Origin of the sequence: Jiella sonneratiae (assembly GCF_017353515.1) — a bacterium.
GTDB lineage: Bacteria > Pseudomonadota > Alphaproteobacteria > Rhizobiales > Rhizobiaceae > Jiella > Jiella sonneratiae.
The window spans coordinates 1-18,774 of record NZ_JAFMPY010000038.1; the positions used below are offsets into that span (position 1 = coordinate 1).

Here is an 18,774-nt window from a genome sequence, read left to right on the forward strand (position 1 = left end):
TGTCCTCGGTCATCGGGTGCTCCGGTCAGGTTGAAGTCTCGCAACTCCACCTTAGCCGGCCATTCCGGTGGCCACCTCCGTCACACCTTCTGACATTCGATTTTCCACCACCACCGCGGACACTACCTGTCGACGACCCGAAGCCCGTGGAGGGGCCCAACGGCTTCCTCGGAGAAGGACTTCTTCGTCCAGTTCACGAGGCGGCTCCTTCCGCTGACTCTGCAAGATGTGCGGTGATCGCGTCCGCCGTCGTTCGGCACTCGGCGATGATTGTGTCGAGGCTTCTGCCGGAAAAGCGCGACCTCGGACCGGCCAGATTGACCGCCGCGAGGCATTCGCCCGAGACCGAGAAAATAGGAGCGGCGACACCCGAAGCGCCCTCCATCACGCCCTCGAGATTGACGACCAGTCCGGCGGCGCGAATCGCTTCGGCTTCCTTCGTGTCCGCAGCCGATCCATAGGCGAGCAGACATTTGCCCGACGCAACGAGGCTCGGCTCCCGGTCCCTCGAGATGTCGCGGTCGTAGACCATCTCCTGCCCTGCCGGCAGCTTTTTCACGATGTAACGGAGGCAGCCGGACCCGAGCAGTACAGTGAGGAAGGATGAGACGCCGGAACGCAACGCAGCGGCTGCCAGGATAGGTTCGGCGATTCCGGCAAGCTTGGATTGGAAGGGCGTGAGCCCGCCCAGGCCCACCGGCCGCACCAGCCGGTAGAGCTTCCCCTCCACCCGCTCGACATAGCCCTTCGCAACCAAAAGCGTAAGCAACCGGTGACAGGAACTTTTCGGGAGACCCAAGGAGACAGCTGCCGCGCTGACGCTGATCGGCTGCGACCGCCTTCCGAGCATCTCGACCAGATCCAGGACATCTGACACTCCCCCCGAGGTCACGTCAGTTGTTCCAAATATTGAACAAAAATTCCATATTCAGAACGTAGGGCAATCGAGGAGCTGGTCGCAACCAAATTCGTTGCTGCACTGCGGCAAGAGAGAGAGAGAGAGAGAGAGAGACGAGCCCGTCTGCTGTGCAAGATGCCGCAGCCAGCTGCACTCCGAGAATTCCCGTCCTGATCTCAGGGCGATCATCCAGGCGACGGTTGGCAAGGCAGGGCGGCACTGCCGAGTCGGAACCGCACCCTGCTGGCGGCGTCAAACGGCGTTGGAACGGGACCCCTTATCGGCGTCCAACGTTGGGCCCGCCCCGTTTGCAAGCGACGATTGGGTAACGGCGTGATCAGTCTGCACAAACCCGCGCATAGCCGACACGTGTCTTGAGGTGGGCCTTCTATCCGTCATTCCGTTGGGGAATCTGCCTGCGCGGAAATCCATGCGCAATGCCATATTGGCGGACATTTTGCCGTTGGCCGTCTTCGTGTCGTTTTCCGGACAGCCCTTGCCTTACCGTCACTTCATGCGATTGCAGAAGACCTGAAAGCTCGAAATCGTATCGTCCCAGCCGTATTGGGCGAGGTTAACGATGCCCTGGCTGCCCCAGAAGATGGCGTCGCCGCCACCCCGGTTGGCGTCGCGATAGACCGCGACGGAGCAATGGATCTTGGCGCTGTCGTCGCATCGCAGGGAGGAGATGCGATTGTCCCACCAGTCGCCGACGGTCGGCACATATTGGGAGTAGGAGTCCTGGCTGGGATAGCTGGCCGAAAGCCATGCGACCTGCTTCTTCCATCTCGTTCCACCGGCTTGGGCGTGTTCATAGAAGGTGCATCCTTTCGTCAGCACCGCGGCGAGCACCTGGCCTTTGCCCTTCAGAATGGTCGGATCGATCATGATGTTGCCCGGGCCGATCTTCGGCTGGGAATAGGCCGGCTTCGAGACGAGTGCGAGAGTGGTGAGGAGAATGAGGGCGGCGTGGAACGGTTTCATCGGGTGCACCTTTGATCGCGGCTGCAGTTCGAAGCGATGGGAGGCCCTCGCCGCGAACCGTCGTTTCTGTGATCTTGCGCGCCGGGTGGCTGGACGACCGGAGGCCGCTTTTTCGCCCGGCGCTCGAAGAGCCCAACTGTGCGATCCCGTCGTCGGACCCGCATCCTTCGAATGATGGAGCGACCGCATTGCGGTAGAATCAGATTGACAGTTCCGGATGTGGGGAAACATCGTATTCGCCGATCGTGCCCGTAGCCGAGGGAGCGAAGAGAATTGCAGGCGATCGTCGAGGGGATCTACGAAGCGGCGCTGGTGCCCTCCAAATGGAACGAGGTGCTCGGGCGGATCGCGGAAGTATCCTCGTGCGATTCCGGTGCCATGCTGATCATCGATCGGCGGCTGCCGCCCATGTTCGCAGCGACGGACAATATCAGCGAAATCCTCGGTCGTTTCGCTGAGACGCCCCAGTGGTACGACAATACCAGACTGAACCGGATGATGCGGCGCAATCACGCCGGCTTTCTCGAGATCACGGAATTCACGACCGACGAGGATCGCGCGCGGGAGCCGGAATTCGAGGAGATCAAGCGCCGTGCGGATTTCCGCCAGCAGATCGGCAGCGGCGTCGTGATGCCCGGGGGCGAGACGGTGCTTTTCACCTTCGAACGCGGCAGGACGGCGAACGATTTCAACCGTCTCGAACTGGCATGGTTCGACAGCCTGCGCCCGCATCTCGCGCGCGCCGGCCTCCTCGCCGTGAACGCCCAGATGGACCGGGCCCGTGCGACGATCGCCGCATTTCAGTCCCTCGGCATTCCGACGGCCATCGTCGGCGGAAGAGGGCTCGCGCTTCTCAGCAACGCGGCGTTCGAGGCCCTCGCCCCGGCCATCGAAATCGGCGGCATGAACCGCGTCCATCTGGCGGCGGCGGGGGCGGAATCGCTTTTGCAGCTTGCTTTGGAGAAGGTGGCGAAGGGCCACACGGCCATTCAGTCCATCGCATTGCCGCGCGAGGACAGGCCCGGCCTCGTTCTCCACGTCCTGCCGCTCGCCGGAAACGCCCGCGATCTTCACGCCCAGGGTCTCGCCATGTTGATCGCCAGCGGCTTCGACGCCGATGCCAACATCGCGACGAATGCCGTCCTGCGCGGCTTGTTCGACCTCTCCGCGGTGGAGGCGGCGGTAGCGGCCGACATCGCTCGGGGCAGGAGCCTCAGCCAGATCGCCAAGCAACGCGGGGTCGCGGTGTCGACGGTGAGGACCCAGCTCGGCCATATCATGGGAAAGACCGGAACCGCCCGTCAGGCGGAACTTGTCGCTCTCCTCAAAGGGACGTCCGTTCCGATAAGCTGACCGGCCCGCTCAAGGCCCGGTGGCAGGCGGGAGGAGCGCCGCGTCACCGGGCGGCGGGCCTGCGGGAAGACGAAGGAAAGACACAGAAAAGACGGCGCTCTCCTTCGTTTGCATGATGCGGCACCGCCGCGCCCGGGAGAGGCTTCCGCGCATCGCAACCCGATGTCGAAGGAGGTCCCGATGACCCGATCTCGCGTTCCCGCGCTTCTGGCCTGCGTTGCGCTTCTCGATCTGGGAAGCGGGAATGCCCACGCCACTGGCTGGGGCGTCCGCCATTATCCGCAACTCGGCAAGCCGGTCGCGGACGTGAAGCTGCGGCTGGGACCGGGCGCGTTCTTCAAGCAGATCGACATGATCAAGCGCGGCGAACTCGTCGTCGTCCAGATCTGTGCCCGCAAGTGGTGTCAGATCACCCAGCAGGACGGCGGTCCGGGCGGCTACATGACCGAGGAATACATGATTTTCATGGGGGAAATCCGTGGATAAGCTCCGCATTACGACGCTCGCGGGTCTGAGTGTCGCCGCACTTCTTTCAACACGTGTCCCGTCGCGCGCCGCCGATCTCGACTGCACGGCCTACATGACCGGCAAATGGGTCGGAACGGGCGCAGCTCCGGGCGGGATCGCCATGGAACTTCAGAATATCTACAGCTTCACGGCCGACGGCGATTTCGAGACGATCAACCGCTACCGCGCGCCCGGCAAGGAATGGAGCGAGCAGACCGTGACGGGCGAGTGGACGGCAAAGCCCGACACGGACGCCCCGCAGGGCTGCGCGGTCTCGATGACCAGCACCGACGAAAGCGGGTCGGCGACCTCCGTTGCAACTTACGTCCGCATCGACGACGAGACACTGAGCACGATGGGCTTCGAGATGCATCGCGAAAAGTGACGGGCGTCATTCGTCGGTCCGGCTCGCGCTGAATCGCGGCCGGGCCGGCTACCGCACTTCCAGGACGCGATCGATATCGAGACGTGCGGTCTTGCCGTCCGGCTCGATCCAAAGGCGACCCTCGACCGTCCTGAACACAGGATAGCGTCCGGAAAGCCTGAACCGTCGGCCCGCGACGAGGTCGACAACGATCGTCGCGGCCCGTGCGACCAGACGGCCGGAGCCGTCGACGATGCTGTAGGCGCCCGGTGGACAGGGCGCGCGGACACACATGATCGGATGGTATTCGATCGTCAGCCTGCCGGAATGGTCGGCGGGCCCGGAACGCTGCGCGGTTACCACGCCGCGAACCTCGCCGACGCTTTCCGGGCGGATCGTCGCCTGACTGCCGTCATGGGTTCGGATCGTCACCTCGCCGGAAAACTCGACCGAACAGAACGTGCCTCGCCTGAAGACCGGAACGAAATCCGGATCGGCGGCGGCGGGCAACGTGATGGCGTGAACCGGTAGGGTTTCACCCGAGTGATCGATCCAATAGGGCAGCCGTAAGCCGGAGGGAGGGCATGCCGTTCCGTCCACAAGCGGCCCGGAGGCATGCAGGACGAAATCGCCCGAGAGCTCTACGACGGTCATGCGCGGATCGCCGCCGTCCTGAGCCCACGCAGCGCCCATCCATGCGAGGCCTGTCACAAGAGCCCATGCCATCACCTTGCCCATCATGGCCTGGTCTCCGCGTTTCTCAGGGGACCGGTGGCTTCACTCGCCTGCCGGGATTGGAGGCTCGCCGCCATGCGCGTCCAGCGGATCGGATCGCCGCTCGATCGCGGCGCGATGCCGATCGCCCCGTCGAGCATCGTCTCCTGACCGAGATTGCGATCGATGACGAAGACGATTGTCGGCGAGGTCGAGGGAGGGGATGTCTCGGGAAGCATGTGCCATTCGATGCCGGGCGGCGTCGTCACGGTGGCGAGCCCGGCGGCGCTTGCGAGTTCGAGCGCGAAGAGCGCGGGGGCGAGTTCCTCCGCGTCCGGCTCCGGCTGGATGACGCCGGGATAGGCCGTCACGAAAGCGAGCGGCGCCCTGTCCCGCCACGGAGTCCAGGCCGCGTAAAGGTCGAGCGGCTCCGTCGAAAGGCACCGCCGCCCGAAGCAGTCCGCTTTTCCGGCCGCCTGCGCCGTCATCTCGCGCCGACCGGCGGCGACGAGCACCGCCGGCGACTTGGCCGAGGGGACCGAGACGATGCGCCAGCCGACATCCGGCCCGACGCCGAAAGTTTTGGCTTCGGCCGTGATCTCTTCCCCATAGGCCGAGATCGTCTCGGCCCGAAGAGCGGGGCCGAGATTGAAGCGCTGGACGTCGACGAAGGTCGCCGTGACGCCGCCGAACGATGTCTCGTGAATTCTCATGGCATAGCGGACCCGCGTCAGCGGCTCTTCCTCATGGTCGACGAGAAGCAAGGCCTTCTCGACAGGAGAGATGTCCTTTTCGGCCAGATTCATGTGTTCGGGGTCCTCGCCCGAAATCCCGGTGAAGCCGTCGATCGGATCGAGCGACACCGGCCGGTAGCCGTCGGCCGAGACGTAGTCGTGCGCCGCCGTCTCGATCGTCTCGTCGGCCGAGGCGGGGAACGAGTGGAGAGCGACGACGGCAAGCACCAGCGTCGTCATCGGGAAGCGGATCGGTGGCATGGCGAGGTCTCGTCCTTGTCGTTGACGAGTTTGCGGTTTCAGAGGTGGTCCACGGCCATCACCGGCTTCTCGGCACCCTCCGCCGCCTGATAGAAGGGCGGCAACACACGGACGCCGGCGAGACCGGAGACGAGCGGGCCGGGAAAGGTCTCGGCCCGGGTTTTCAGGTTGTTGACGGCGTTGTTGTAGAAGCGCCGCGCGGCGGCGATGCTGGCCTCCACCTCGCGATAGGTTCGCTGCGCCTCGACCATCGGGCCGCTGGAGGTGAGCTGAGGATAGTTTTCCGCAAGGGCGAACAGACGCGTCATGTCCGCGGCGAGGGCGGTCTCGGTCTCGAATTTATCGGCGATGGCCTGAAAATCCCGCTGGCCGAGCTGCGGCTGCGCCTTAGCCCGCAGCGCCGTGATCTCTTCGAGGAGCGTCGTCTCGTGCTGCAGGAAACGGCGCGCGATCGCCAGAACGTTGGGGATGAGATCGTGGCGCTGCTGCAGCTGGGTGTCGATGCCGCCGAGAGCCTCCCCGACCCTGTTGCGCGCCGAAACGATCGCGGCATACCAGCCATAGAGCACGGCGGCGGCGGCCATGGCGAGGACGATCAGAAAGACGGTCACAATCTGCTTTCCATGGGATGGGTGTCGCCGGCGACCGGCCCGAGCCGCACGCCCGGGATCTGGTCGACCACGTCGAGAAGGTCGTCGACCAGCGCCATGACGGCATCGAAGTCGTCGGCGATCTGGCGAAGATGCCGCATCATCTGCGGGTCGGTGACCTTGCCCGGCTCGAACATGTCGCGCGCGGTCGCCTTTTCGAAGAGGACGGTCAGCGTTCCGTCCTCGGCCAGAAGCGACGGTGGCAGGAGATCGGTCTCGTCCGCGATCACCAGGAGGCGATGCATCACTGCCGGCGTCAGAAGCGTGCGACAGCCGATCTGGTCGCTTCCCCAGACCTCGTAGATTTCGTGAAATTCCGGATCTTCGAGACGGATCGGCACGAGCGCCTTGGGGCGCGGCAGTTCGCGTCCGACGAGGGTCGTCGCCGGCACCCGCCCTGGAAACGCGATCTGGACCAGAAGGCCGTTGATGGGCACGCGCTGCCTGCGCGGCCGCCGGTCGTTTTCGATCTTGCGCTCGGCAGGAAGGGCATTGAACTCGGCGATGGTGACCGTGGCGCCCCTGTAGGCGTAGTGAAAGGCATCGTCGCGCCTCGTGCGGGTCTGAGGTGCGATCAGATTGAAGGCGACCGCCCGCTCCAGCGCGACCGGCGCGGCGCTCTCGATTTCCTCGAGCCCGTGGCGGACGAGGAGCGGCGGGAGGACGCGTTTCTTGAACGCGTCGCGAAACTGCTTCTGGTGGTGGTCCGTCGCCGCGAAATGGAAGACGGAATAGACCCCCACCCCGGCGATGATCGAGGGGACGACCATTGTCGCTCCCCCGACGATGAAAGCGAGCACGACGAGACAGGGCACGGCGACGATCGCCACGCGTCTGACCAGGCGGGCGCCGCGACCGAATTCCGTCGCGAGACGGGTTCGCTCGTTCTCGAACCCGGCGAGGATCGCCGCCATGTCAGGATCGTCGGCTGCGTCTTTCGTCGTCGTGTGGTCGCGGTCCTCGGCGGCGGTCCAGAGGTCGAGGCCCCGCGCGGCGAAGAACTTGTGGTGAAGCAGCGCAAAGGCGCCCAGCGCGGCGACGAACGGCGCGAAGTTTCCGAGAAAGCCGATGAGGAAGAAGGGGAAGGCGAGTAGAAAACTGCCTGTGGTGAAAAAAATGAGAAAGCCGACGAGCGAGGACCCCAAAACGATGGCGAGCGTCAGAGGGATGGCGCGCCGCCCCTTGTCCTGAAGGCGCGCGCGATCCACCGCGCTCAGCTTTCTCCACAATCTGTTTGCCGAAGCGCTCACCGCTCCCCTCTCCTGCCGAACGGCCCGAGATTAGGGGAGCGCTTCGCCGAGCGGATCATGCATTTGATGGAGAGAGGACCCCGCGCGCTGAAATGGAGGCGGAGATCGCGACATTTCGGCCGAAATCGTTGTTTGCAACGATCACGGCGATGTTCCGCAGCGCCTGGGGCCAGCGGCTGAAGCAGGCCGACACGATGAAGACGGCCCTGCGGCACGAGGCCGCCAAACTCGACCGCGAAATCGGGCAGCTTCTCGACCGCGTGGTTGAAGCCACCAACACCACCGTCATCGCGACCTACGAGCGGCGGATCGCCAAGCTGGAGAAGGACAAGCTGATCACCGCGGAGAAACTGGCAAGATCCGGTAAGCCGCAGCGCCCCTTCGACGAAATGTTCGAACTCGCCCTGGGATTCCCGTCAAACCCGCGGAAACTCTGGGCTTCGGGCGAAATTACCCTGCAGAAGACGGTTCTGAGATTGGCCTTTGCCGACCGTCTCGCCGTAAGCATCCGGCCTGGGCCGCGGCGATCAGTTGATCCGGTTCTGGCTCTTGGCGAAGGCTGCTTTGCTACGGTTCGGCGGCGGGCGAGCTTGGCGACGCGTTTCCGGATATCGTCCAGGTCGATGGTTCGGGGATCGAACGCGCCGCCCGACCAGTCATCACGGTAGGCGGCGAGATCTGAGGCTGACAGGCCGATGAGCGTCCGGTGGGCGAGATCATGCTGCAGCAGCACGTCGATGCGCTGGGCCTCCTGCACGTGGCCGCGCTTCTTCGGAGTCACCTCCAAGTGGTAGCGCCGGAGAAGATCACCGAGCGTCGTGCTCTCGAGGATCTTCGTGTCAGGCGCAGCGCCGAAGCGATCGACCTGGGTCTCCAGATCGCGCGCCCAGCGCTCAGCCTCGCCCTTGGTGTCGAAGGACTTGGCCCGAGGCTTCATGCCTCTCCGGCGAACCTGCGCTTGCCAGCGGCCTCTGAGTTTTCGGATCGTAGCCATATGCAATCTCCGGTGGTAACTGGAGATTGCGTAGGACGGCGGCACACCGGCGCCAAGGATTATCCCGGTCAGTCGCAGATCGACTCGTTGAGCAGCTTGTCTACGGGCATGAAGAAGCCCGTCACCGAGGTGACGCGAAGGTCACCATCATCAATGCTCAGATTTGCGGTGTAGCTTTGCATGCCAGGGTCGAGCCGAGGCGAGCCGACCTTCAGGATCGAGCCACAAACCTTGCCGAGGTCACGTTCGTCACGAGGCAGCCGCAACCGCTCGACCGTCAGTAGTCGGTTCTCGGCGTCAATCAGCCAGTAATGCGCCGCCTGGTTGACGAGATATTGCACTTCACCACGGGTCGGGACGTCGGCTGCTGCGATCGACACGGATGCCAGGAATGCAGCAGCAGAAGCAGAGAGAAGCCGCCCGACGCGGGCGGTGATGGACGAGGTCATTTCAGAACTCCAACGAGACAACCACCACAGGATGTGGCGACTGTTGCCTCGTAGGACGCGGTCTTGCCGGTGCCAAGGATGGCTTAACGTCGTCGTCAGGTTCCGATTGCAACCCGGCGGTGCGTCATGTCCAATGCCCCCGAGGAAGTGAAGCGCATGAGGACATGACGTGATTTTGCGGATCATCGGATGGCTGCTGGCAGCGTTGGTGGTGCTCTCGCCGGCGGCGTCCGTCGCAGGGACCAAGGCGTTCGGCGCGTTTTCGGTTGATGACGCAGCGCCCGACGTCATCACCATGCGCGGCGCCATCGACGCCGGAGCCGCGCTCAACTTCCGCCGGGCTCTCGCTGCGGCCCCCGAGGCGGAGCTCCTCGTGCTCGACAGCCCCGGCGGGCTCGTCGCCATCGGCCTCCTGATCGCCGACGACGTCCATCAGCGAAAACTCGCCACGCTCATTCCGGCCGGCTCAGGCTGCTACTCGGCCTGTGCCTTCGTCTTTCTGGCTGGTCATGAACGCCAGGCAGATGGCGAACTCGGCGTCCATCAGATTTCGTCGGATTCGACCGACCTCGTCAGTGCCCAGCTGTCCATCTCGGACATCCTCGACGTTCTCGGGCGGTTTGATACGCCGACGGAGGTGCTAACGGCGATGTTCAAGACGCCGCCCGACGACATGCATGTCTTCACCAAGGCCGAGGTTGAGCAGTTCGGCATCAATCGACGGCAGAACGGCGAAGGTATCGCCGCGACCGCGCCAGTCTCGGCCACCTCTGCTGCTCCGCGAGGGTCCGCCGTCGCGCTCGGCGGTTCGAAAAGCGATGACGTCGATGCCAGTGAGCCCGCGGCTCCGTCTTTGCCCGCCGCCTCGACGTCGAGATTGTCCGCACTGGAGGAATATGCTCGGCGTCCCACTCGCATGGCCCTCCACGCGGGCCTCGACTTCTACGGCGGCGACATCGCATCTCTCCGCACGGGCGACGCAGCCGCCTGTGCGCGCCAATGCCTTTCGATGACAGGCACATGCAAGGCCTTCACCTTCAACACGAACGAGCGGATCGTCAGCGGCCCCAACTGCTTCCTCAAGTCCGAGAAGGGCATCGTCGACGGCAACATGGTGGCGATATCCGGCGAGCTGCTGACCAGTGCGGATCGCGATCCCGGCTCCTTCGTCATGGGAGTGATTGATCCCAAGGCGAGTGTCTTCGACAATGTCGATCTGCCCGGCGGAGACCTATCAAGGCGGCCGGCTGCAGGCGCCTATTCGAAGGATCAGTGCCGCCTCGCCTGCGTCGAGAATGACCGCTGCCTCGCCTTCACTTTCGTCGCGCCCAAGCGCGAGTGCTGGCTGAAGTGGACGATCGGGACGCCACGTTATCGCGACGGCATGGTCAGCGGCGCGAAGAAGCTGATCACCTTCGAAGCAGCCACGATCGTCGAGCTGGAATAGCGTCCGCTCATCCGTGGCCAGAGGTAGGATCTGGCCGACCGTCGAGGACTAGCTGCCACTTCACCCAATGAGAAAGCTTCAGTCGGGCGTCATCGCCATCAGCGCCCTCGTGCCATCGAAGACCTCGACCAGTTTCGCAAAGCGGTTGCCGTCGAAGGTCCACCAGTGGCCGAGCCATGTGTGTGCGACCTTGTTAGTCGCCTTGGCGCGAACCTTCACGATCGAGAAGACCGCCACTTCGTCGCCTTGTTCGATGAAGGTCTGCGGATCGTAGGACAAAGGTTCCCAGTCCCGCTCCATCGCGTCGAAATACGCGCCGATCTCCTCGCGTCCCCGGTAGATATCCGCGATCGCCAAAGGATGCTGGGCCTTCTCGGTTTGCAGGGAATGGAGAACCGGATCGTCGGCGGCAAAATCCAGCCAGACGTTTCGGTCCGCGCCGGAACAGTCCACCCAGCATCGATATGCATGCCTCAGGATCGCGACGCGTTCGCTGTCAGCCATGGCCTCCTCCCCGGCTTGTCTTCAGTCAGAATACAACCGGAAAGCCTTCCGCGCCATCCTGTCGCCGCTGCGCTCCTCGTGCTCAATCGCCCAGGCGAGCGACGGTGAAACCAGCCAAATTTGATAGGTTGCTAACAACTGTATGGGATATTTACATTTTTACGAATCGCAAACGATCATCGGATTATCTGCTTCAACGCGAAGTATCGTTGATTCGGGAATACCCGTGACCAGCTTGATGACAAACCTTGCCGCGATGACGGCGCTCCAGGCCCTGAAATCGACGTCCACTGCGCTTGAACGGACGCAACAGAACGTCTCAACGGGCTATCGCGTCGATGACGCAAAAGACGACGCGGCATACTGGTCTATCTCGACGACGATGCGATCGGACGTGCAGTCGATCTCCGCAATCCAGGACGGGCTCGGGATCGCCTCGGCGATGGTCGACACGGCCTATACCGGGCTCACGTCAGCGCTGGACGTCGTGTCCCGGATCAAGTCGCTGATCGTCGCTGCCGAGACTGACGGCGTTGATCGGGCGAAGATCCAGTCCGAGATTGCCGCGTCCCAGGACGCACTCCTGGACATCGCGAAGTCCGCAAGTTTCGCAGGCGTGAATTGGCTGAACACGAAAATCCCGGACATCCAGAACGCCAGTGACGACCTGCGGCTCTCGCAGATCATGAGCGGGATCCAGCGAGGATCGGATGGAAAGCTCGACTTGTCGACCATGTCGGTCGACGTCGCCGAGGTGAGTCTCTTCAACGCCGACGGTGGAGGGCTCCTGCAGGCCGACAGTCGTTCGCCGAAGACGATCGGCGGAATCCGCCACCTCGACTCCTATGATCCCTGGACGACGAACGTTACCGGCTATGAGACCTACGGGCCCGCAAGCATCGGTTCTCGCGCCACGCAGATCTTCCTGTTCGACGGGCCGATCACCTTCGGGGCTTCCGACACGATGTCGTTCGACGTAACCATCGGCGCAGAGGATGACGGCAATGCCGATCTCCCAGCGCCCTACGGAACGGGTCACACGACCACGCTGACGATCAACCGCGCCCTGGTCGATACCGTCCTGCCGAGTGCCGGGGGCGTCGTATCGACGAATGGCGAGTGGGCAGCAGTGCTCCGCGCGGCGGTGCCTGCCGGCGACGCGCCGTATGTCAGCATTGTAGCGTCGACCTATGAGCACCCCGTCACGCACGCCTACACTTACTATATCGATTTCACCGACACGCAGGCCTGGCCTGGCAGCGAGGGGACATCGATGGCGATCTCGGGTTTTGCGACGACGACGTCGAGCAGCGGCGGCGTCGGCAATACGCCGTTCACCGACTACGGCTCGACGGCCTCCGAAGTGAACCTGTCCTTCTCGGCGTTCCATGTCGCCCAGGACGTCGAAATCAACTTCAGCCTTGGTGTCTACGGGCATTCATACAGCTACGAAATCGACCGCGACACGATCGAGACGGTGCTCAACCAGAAAGATGGCGTCGTCGAGAGCGCGGACGAAATGGTCACGGTTCTGTCCTCGATCATCACCAACGTGCCGAATCTCATCATCGATTCGTCAGGCGCCGGCAACGTCCGGCTTGCGATCGACCGCGCGGCCGACCGAAGCTCGGGGATCCATACCGGGTTTTCGATATCGAACATCGACGTCAACATCGAGCCGCTCCCGGCATACGATATCCTCGACGTCGACGTGGAAGATGACGGCATGATCGACATCTATCTCCAAGTGGTCGATGCGATGGAAGGTCGTGTCACCGCTGCCGCGGCGAAGATGGGCGCGATGCAGAACGCGATCGCGAGCCAGCGCACCTATCTCGAAAAACTCACGGACACGGCCAACCGCGGCATCGGCGTCTTGGTGGACGCCGACATGACCGAGGAGACGACGAGGCTGAAGGCGCTCCAGACGCAGGAGCAGCTCGGCCTCCAAGCTCTTTCGCTTGCAAACGGCTCGCCACGGGCCTTGCTGTCCCTATTCCAATAAGGCCTGTCCAACGACGCGCCCCAAGACCAGCCGCGAACCATCATGTTGCAGGTTCTTCGGCGGACCACGACGGCGCTGGCTGAGGTGCGACAGGAGGATCTCGGGTTCGCCCGGCTTGCTCCGATCGCCGCCGTCAGGATCGCTATCCCCATCCCCGACGTGCCGAGGGTGTGGCTCTGTCGCTCGGCACTCGGTTCCAGCATAGCCGGAGGCGCCTTAGACGCCAGTCGCATTTTCTGCTAACAGTCTGCTATGTCGAAAGATTTTTGGCGGAGAGGGGGGGATTCGAACCCCCGATACGGTTGCCCGTATGCCGCATTTCGAGTGCGGTGCATTCGACCACTCTGCCACCTCTCCAAAGGCGCGTTTGAACCGGGCGGCCGGCCGCTGATCGCGCCTGGCCGCACGGTTGACGCACGGATGACCTGCCGAGCGGCGGATCACCCTGCCGAGGGCGCGCCTCAGGCGTGCCGCCGGTCCTGCCGGGACGGGGTCGACGTCGCCGGCGAGGCGTCTCTTATCAGCGCAACCTTTCCCGTGACAAGCCAAAAGCGTCGCCCTGCGGCGCTTTTCGAACGGTGACCTGGCGCCGACGAGATCTGCCGGTCGGCTGCGCCGAACGGGCGGACGGCGGCGCGGTGCGGCCCGAGACGACAGCCGACGCCAGCCGTGCTTCCGGACGTTCGCCGCGAGAGGCGGCGAAGGTCGGCAATCTGGGCAATCTGGGCTTCAGCCCGAGGCAGCCCGAGGCAGCACGAGCGCCGGCACGACGCGCTGCCCCGGGACAGCACCGCATTTCATCGAGCCGGCGCCGAGGCCCGCCGCGGCTATTCCGCCGCTATTCCGCCGCTATTCCGCGGCGACGCCCATGCGCATCTTCTCCATCTCCTGCAGCGCCCGGCGGTATTCCACCGGCATCACCTTGACGAAGCGCGGCCGGAAACTCTCCCAGCTGTCCAGCATCTCCTTCGCCCGGCCGGAGCCAGTGTAATGGAAATGGTTGGAGATCAGCTGGAACAGCCGCTCGTCGTCGTGCCGCGTCATGTCGGAGGAGACGTCCACCCGGCCCTTGTGCTGCAGGTCGCCGCCGTGGTGATGCAGCTTTTCGAGGAGGTCGTCCTCCTCCGGCACCGGCTCGAGGTCGACCATCGCCATGTTGCAGCGTTCGGCGAAGTCGCCGAGCTCGTCATAGACGTAGGCAACGCCGCCCGACATGCCGGCGGCGAAGTTGCGCCCGGTCTTGCCGAGAATGACGACGACGCCGCCGGTCATGTATTCGCAGCCGTGGTCGCCGGCGCCCTCGACGACGGCGACGGCACCGGAATTCCGCACCGCGAAGCGCTCGCCGGCGACACCCCGGAAATAGCACTCGCCCGAGATCGCGCCGTAGAGAACCGTGTTGCCGACGATGATCGATTCCTCCGGCACGATGCGGCTTTCCGGCTTCGGCCTGACGATCAGCCGGCCGCCGGACAGCCCCTTGCCGACATAGTCGTTGGCTTCGCCGGTCAGCTCGAAGGTGACGCCCCTTGCGAGGAACGCGCCGAACGACTGGCCGGCAGTGCCGGTGAGCCTCACCGTGATGGTGTCGTCGCGCAGCCCCTTGTGGCCGAAGCGCTTGGCCACCTCGCCGGAGAGCATGGCGCCGGCCGAGCGGTCGACATTGGTGATCGCCGTCGCGATCTCGACCTTCTGGCGGGCGGTCAGCGCCGGCTCGGCCTCGGCGATCAGCCGGCGGTCGAGAACGTCGTCGATCGGGTGCTTCTGGCGCTCCGACCAGCGCAGCGCCTCGGGGGCGCCCTTCGGCTTGAAGAACACCCCGGAAAAGTCGAGCCCGCGCGCCTTCCAGTGGTCGATCAGCTCCTTCTTGTCGAGGAGCTGGGTCTCGCCGATCAGCTCGGCGAGCCGGGTGACGCCGAGCGAGGCCATGATCTGGCGCACCTCTTCGGCGACGTAGAAGAAGTAGTTGATGACGTGTTCGGGCGTGCCCTTGAAGCGCTTCCTGAGGACCGGATCCTGGGTGGCGACGCCGACCGGGCAGGTGTTGAGATGGCACTTGCGCATCATGATGCAGCCCGCCGCGATCAGCGGCGCGGTGGCGAAGCCGAATTCGTCGGCGCCGAGCAGCGCGCCGACGACGACGTCGCGGCCGGTTCGAAGGCCGCCGTCGACCTGCAGGCAGACGCGCGACCTGAGGCCGTTCAGGACCAGCGTCTGCTGGGTCTCGGCAAGCCCCATCTCCCAGGGGCTGCCGGCATGCTTGATCGAGGTCAGCGGCGAGGCGCCGGTGCCGCCGTCATAGCCGGCGATGATGATGTGGTCGGCCCGCGCCTTGGCGACGCCCGCCGCGACGGTGCCGCAACCGACTTCCGAGACCAGCTTGACCGAGATGTCGGCCGCGGGATTGACGTTCTTCAGATCGTAGATCAGCTGCGCCAGATCCTCGATCGAATAGATGTCGTGGTGCGGCGGCGGCGAGATCAGGCCGACGCCCGGCGTCGAATGCCGGGTCTTGGCGATGGTCGCATCGACCTTGTGGCCGGGAAGCTGGCCGCCCTCGCCGGGCTTGGCCCCCTGCGCCACCTTGATCTGCAGCATGTCGGCATTGACGAGATATTCCGTCGTCACGCCGAAGCGGCCGGAAGCGATCTGCTTGATCGCCGAGCGCTCGGGGTTGGGCGAACCGTCGCGGAGCGGAACGAAGCGATCCGATTCCTCACCGCCCTCGCCGGTGTTCGACTTGCCGCCGATGGCATTCATCGCCCGGGCGAGGGTGGTGTGGGCCTCGCGCGAGATCGAGCCGAAGGACATCGCGCCCGTGCAGAAGCGCTTGACGATCTCCTTGGCCGGTTCGACCTCTTCCAGCGGCACCGGGCTGCGCCCGACCTCCGCGGCCGACCTGATGCGGAACAGGCCGCGGATGGTCGAGGTCTCGACCGCCGCCTCGTTCACCTGCCGCGCATAGTCCTGATACTTGTCGAAGGAGCCGGTGCGCACCGCGTGCTGCAGCGTCGCGACGGCGTCGGGCGACCACATGTGGCTCTCGCCGCGCATGCGGTAGACATATTCGCCGCCGACGGCGAGCGAACGCTTCAGCACCGGATCGTCGGAAAAGGCGAGGAGATGGCGCTCGGCGCTCTCGCGGGCGACCTCGTCGAGGCCGACGCCCTCGATGGTCGTCGCCGTGCCGGTGAAGTAGCGGGCGACGAAATCCGACTTCAGCCCGACGATGTCGAAGATCTGGGCGCCGCAATAGGACTGGTAGGTCGAAATGCCCATCTTGGACATGACCTTGAGGATGCCCTTGCCGATCGACTTGATGTAGCGGGTCACCACCTCGGTCGGATCGACTTCCGGCGGGAACTCGCCCTTGCGGTGCATTTCGGTGAGCGTGTCGAAGGCGAGATAGGGGTTGATCGCCTCGGCGCCGTAGCCGGCGAGGCAGGCGAAGTGGTGCACCTCGCGCGGCTCGCCGCTTTCGACGACGAGGCCGGCGGCGGTCCTCAGGCCCTTGCGGATCAGGTGGTGGTGGACGGCCGCGCAGGCGAGCAGCGCCGGGATCGGCAGCCGGTCCGGCCCGACCTGGCGATCGGAGAGGATGATGATGTTGTAGCCGCCGACGACGGCGGCTTCCGCCCGCTCGCACAGCCGGTCGAGCGCCCCCGCCATGCCCGCCGCGCCCTGTTCGGCCGGATAGGTCATGTCGATGGTCTTGGTGTCGAACCGGTCCTCGGTGTGACCGATGTTGCGGATCTTCTCGAGATCGCCGTTGGTGAGGATCGGCTGGCGCACCTCGAGCCGCTTCTTGCGCGAGGAACCTTCGAGATCGAAGATGTTCGGCCGCGGCCCGATGAAGGAGACCAGCGACATCACCAGCTCCTCGCGGATCGGGTCGATCGGCGGGTTGGTCACCTGGGCGAAGTTCTGCTTGAAATAGGTGTAGAGGAGCTTGGAGTTCTTCGACATCGCCGAGATCGGCGTGTCGGTGCCCATCGAGCCGATCGCCTCCTGCCCCGTGGTCGCCATCGGCGCCATCAGCGTGCGGGTGTCCTCGATGGTGTAGCCGAAGGCCTGCTGGCGATCGAGCAGCGAGACGTCGGAGCGCGAGGCGCGCGGCGCCACGGGCTTCAGCTCCTCCAGGATGATCTGGGTGTTCTTCAGCCAGCTGCGATAGGGGTTGGCGCCGGCGATCTCGTGCTTGATCTCGCCGTCGTCGACGATGCGGCCCTTTTCGAGGTCGATCAAGAGCATGCGGCCGGGCTGCAGCCGCCACTTCCGGACGATCTTGGTCTCGTCGATGGCCAGCGTTCCCGCCTCCGAGGCCATGATGACGAGGTCGTCGTCGGTGACGACGTAGCGGGCGGGCCTGAGGCCGTTGCGGTCGAGCGTCGCGCCGATCTGCCGTCCGTCGGTGAAGGCGACGGCCGCCGGCCCGTCCCAGGGCTCCATCAGCGCGGCGTGATACTCGTAGAAGGCCTTGGTCTCGGCCGCCATCTGCTTGTTGCCGGCCCAGGCTTCGGGAATCAGCATCATCATCGCATGGGTCAGCGAGTAGCCGCCCTGGACGAGGAATTCGAGCGCATTGTCGAAGCAGGCGGTGTCCGACTGGCCCTCATAGGAGATCGGCCAGAGCTTGGAGATGTCGTTGCCGAAGAGTTCGGAATCGACCGAGGCCTGACGCGCCGCCATCCAGTTGACGTTGCCGCGCAGCGTGTTGATCTCGCCGTTGTGGGCGACCATCCGATAGGGATGGGCAAGCTTCCAGGACGGAAAGGTGTTGGTCGAAAAGCGCTGATGGACGAGGGCGAGCGCCGATTCGAAGCGTTCGTCGGCAAGATCGAGGTAATAGGCGCCGAGCTGGTAGGAGAGGAACATCCCCTTGTAGACGATGGTCCGCGCCGACAGCGAGACGACGTAGAAGCCGATGTCCTCGCCCCCCGTCTCGGCCTGGATGCGGTTGGAGACGACCTTGCGCAGGATGTAGAGCCGGCGCTCGAAATCGTCCTCGCTGCCGACCGAGGCCGAGCGGCCGATGAAGATCTGCCGGTGGACGGGCTCGGTCGCGACGATCTCGGGCGCCTTCGACAGGCTCTCGTTCGACACCGGCACGTCGCGCCAGCCGAGAACCGCCTGCCCTTCCTCGCGCACCACCTCCTCGAACACCTGTTCGATATGGGCGCGCCGCTCGGCATCCTGCGGCATGAAGATGTGGCCGACGCCGTAATGGCCGGGCTCCGGCAGGGTCACGCCCTTTTCCGCCATCTCTTCGGCAAAGAAGCGATGCGGGATCTGCACCAGCATGCCGGCGCCGTCACCCATCAGCGGGTCGGCGCCGACGGCGCCGCGATGGGTGAGATTTCGGACGATCTCGACGCCCTTCTCGACGATCGCATGCGACCTGACGTTCTTCATGTTGGCGATGAAGCCGACGCCGCAGGCATCGTGCTCGTTGCGCGGATCGTAGAGGCCCTGGCGATCGGGAAGACCGTATTTCGCGGGCGCGGAAGCGGCGGCGCCCGGAGCGGCCGGCATCGACTTCGTCGTCGCATTCGTCATGGTCTCGTCTCCCGTCCTTGCGCGTTCGGATCTCGCCCGCGCGAATTCGACCCGTCGCGGACCGGACCGCCGGGCCTCATGCCCGCGATCCCGTCCGGCGGATC

15 protein-coding genes, 1 tRNA gene and 1 pseudogene are annotated in these 18,774 nt (G+C 64.6%); 6 read left to right on the plus strand and 11 right to left on the minus strand.

The features are described from left to right. Positions 1-193 precede the first annotated feature (193 nt). Positions 194-877, minus strand: coding sequence for an IclR family transcriptional regulator domain-containing protein (locus tag J1C47_RS22015; protein ID WP_207352964.1), 684 nt, complete (start codon positions 875-877; stop codon positions 194-196). Positions 878-1,405: 528 nt separating this feature from the next. Then, positions 1,406-1,882, minus strand: coding sequence for a hypothetical protein (locus J1C47_RS22020; protein WP_207352965.1), 477 nt, complete (start codon positions 1,880-1,882; stop codon positions 1,406-1,408). Between the two features lie 273 nt (positions 1,883-2,155). Here J1C47_RS22020 and J1C47_RS22025 point away from each other — a divergent pair, with 273 nt between their 5' ends. The 3 genes from J1C47_RS22025 to J1C47_RS22035 all read left to right on the plus strand — a co-directional run bounded on the left by J1C47_RS22025 (position 2,156) and on the right by J1C47_RS22035 (position 4,127). Further along, a complete protein-coding gene (locus J1C47_RS22025; protein ID WP_207352966.1) occupies positions 2,156-3,235 on the plus strand; it encodes a helix-turn-helix transcriptional regulator in 1,080 nt (359 codons plus the stop codon). A 180-nt stretch (positions 3,236-3,415) separates the two neighbouring features. Beyond that, on the plus strand, positions 3,416-3,721 hold the full coding sequence (locus tag J1C47_RS22030; protein ID WP_207352967.1) for a hypothetical protein: 306 nt from the start codon (positions 3,416-3,418) through the stop codon (positions 3,719-3,721). Continuing rightward, entirely contained in the window at positions 3,714-4,127 is a 414-nt protein-coding gene (locus J1C47_RS22035; RefSeq protein ID WP_207352968.1) for a hypothetical protein, read from the plus strand. Before J1C47_RS22030 ends, J1C47_RS22035 begins: the two co-directional genes overlap by 8 nt. Positions 4,128-4,175: 48 nt before the next feature. Here the strand turns inward: J1C47_RS22035 and J1C47_RS22040 are convergent, their stop codons facing one another. The 4 genes from J1C47_RS22040 to J1C47_RS24175 are packed head-to-tail and all read right to left on the minus strand — an operon-like array spanning position 4,176 to position 7,673. Next, positions 4,176-4,847 (minus strand): hypothetical protein, encoded by a 672-nt coding sequence (locus J1C47_RS22040; protein WP_207352969.1) that lies wholly within the window; start codon positions 4,845-4,847, stop codon positions 4,176-4,178. After that, positions 4,844-5,815 (minus strand): hypothetical protein, encoded by a 972-nt coding sequence (locus J1C47_RS22045; protein ID WP_207352970.1) that lies wholly within the window; start codon positions 5,813-5,815, stop codon positions 4,844-4,846. Before J1C47_RS22045 ends, J1C47_RS22040 begins: the two co-directional genes overlap by 4 nt. A 38-nt stretch (positions 5,816-5,853) precedes the next feature. Beyond that, positions 5,854-6,426: a LemA family protein gene (locus tag J1C47_RS22050; RefSeq protein ID WP_207352971.1), complete on the minus strand. Its 573-nt coding sequence runs from the start codon at positions 6,424-6,426 to the stop codon at positions 5,854-5,856. Further along, positions 6,423-7,673: a DUF3137 domain-containing protein gene (locus J1C47_RS24175; protein ID WP_207352972.1), complete on the minus strand. Its 1,251-nt coding sequence runs from the start codon at positions 7,671-7,673 to the stop codon at positions 6,423-6,425. Before J1C47_RS24175 ends, J1C47_RS22050 begins: the two co-directional genes overlap by 4 nt. A gap of 134 nt (positions 7,674-7,807) precedes the next feature. Here J1C47_RS24175 and J1C47_RS22060 point away from each other — a divergent pair, with 134 nt between their 5' ends. After that, entirely contained in the window at positions 7,808-8,383 is a 576-nt protein-coding gene (locus J1C47_RS22060) for a hypothetical protein (protein ID WP_207352973.1), read from the plus strand. On the opposite strand, the pseudogene J1C47_RS23895 reads toward J1C47_RS22060, so the two are convergent. Both J1C47_RS23895 and J1C47_RS22065 read right to left on the minus strand, forming a co-directional pair. Then, positions 8,371-8,709 (minus strand): annotated as a pseudogene (locus J1C47_RS23895) (site-specific integrase); the annotation flags it as partial. The gene J1C47_RS22060 and the pseudogene J1C47_RS23895 overlap by 13 nt on opposite strands. A gap of 68 nt (positions 8,710-8,777) precedes the next feature. Beyond that, a complete protein-coding gene (locus J1C47_RS22065) occupies positions 8,778-9,158 on the minus strand; it encodes a hypothetical protein (RefSeq protein WP_207352974.1) in 381 nt (126 codons plus the stop codon). A gap of 169 nt (positions 9,159-9,327) precedes the next feature. Between J1C47_RS22065 and J1C47_RS22070 the strand changes: the two genes are divergently transcribed. Then, positions 9,328-10,605, plus strand: a complete 1,278-nt coding sequence (locus tag J1C47_RS22070; protein WP_342592037.1) for a PAN domain-containing protein — start codon at positions 9,328-9,330, stop codon at positions 10,603-10,605. A 78-nt stretch (positions 10,606-10,683) separates the two neighbouring features. On the opposite strand, the gene J1C47_RS22075 is transcribed toward J1C47_RS22070, so the two are convergent. Further along, positions 10,684-11,109 carry a nuclear transport factor 2 family protein gene (locus J1C47_RS22075; protein ID WP_207352975.1) on the minus strand — a complete coding sequence of 142 codons (426 nt, stop codon included), beginning with the start codon at positions 11,107-11,109 and terminating at the stop codon, positions 10,684-10,686. Positions 11,110-11,335: 226 nt separating this feature from the next. Here J1C47_RS22075 and J1C47_RS22080 point away from each other — a divergent pair, with 226 nt between their 5' ends. Beyond that, positions 11,336-13,114 (plus strand): flagellin N-terminal helical domain-containing protein, encoded by a 1,779-nt coding sequence (locus tag J1C47_RS22080; protein WP_207352976.1) that lies wholly within the window; start codon positions 11,336-11,338, stop codon positions 13,112-13,114. A gap of 267 nt (positions 13,115-13,381) precedes the next feature. Here the strand turns inward: J1C47_RS22080 and J1C47_RS22085 are convergent. Together J1C47_RS22085 and gltB are read right to left on the minus strand one after the other, a co-directional pair. After that, positions 13,382-13,471 (minus strand) — tRNA-Ser (locus J1C47_RS22085). 492 nt (positions 13,472-13,963) lie between these two features. Continuing rightward, positions 13,964-18,646 (minus strand): glutamate synthase large subunit, encoded by a 4,683-nt coding sequence (gltB, locus tag J1C47_RS22090; protein WP_245396748.1) that lies wholly within the window; start codon positions 18,644-18,646, stop codon positions 13,964-13,966. Positions 18,647-18,774: the final 128 nt, after the last annotated feature.

Bases quoted from the DNA above. Each gene is read 5' to 3' on its own strand.
- J1C47_RS22020 (WP_207352965.1), bottom strand. From the start codon at position 1,882: ATGAAACCGTTCCACGCCGCCCTCATTCTCCTCACCACTCTCGCACTC.
- J1C47_RS22030 (WP_207352967.1), top strand. From the start codon at position 3,416: ATGACCCGATCTCGCGTTCCCGCGCTTCTGGCCTGCGTTGCGCTTCTC.
- J1C47_RS22040 (WP_207352969.1), bottom strand. From the start codon at position 4,847: ATGATGGGCAAGGTGATGGCATGGGCTCTTGTGACAGGCCTCGCATGG.
- J1C47_RS22045 (WP_207352970.1), bottom strand. From the start codon at position 5,815: ATGCCACCGATCCGCTTCCCGATGACGACGCTGGTGCTTGCCGTCGTC.
- J1C47_RS22060 (WP_207352973.1), top strand. From the start codon at position 7,808: ATGGAGGCGGAGATCGCGACATTTCGGCCGAAATCGTTGTTTGCAACG.
- J1C47_RS22065 (WP_207352974.1), bottom strand. From the start codon at position 9,158: ATGACCTCGTCCATCACCGCCCGCGTCGGGCGGCTTCTCTCTGCTTCT.
- J1C47_RS22075 (WP_207352975.1), bottom strand. From the start codon at position 11,109: ATGGCTGACAGCGAACGCGTCGCGATCCTGAGGCATGCATATCGATGC.
- gltB (WP_245396748.1), bottom strand. From the start codon at position 18,646: ATGCCGGCCGCTCCGGGCGCCGCCGCTTCCGCGCCCGCGAAATACGGT.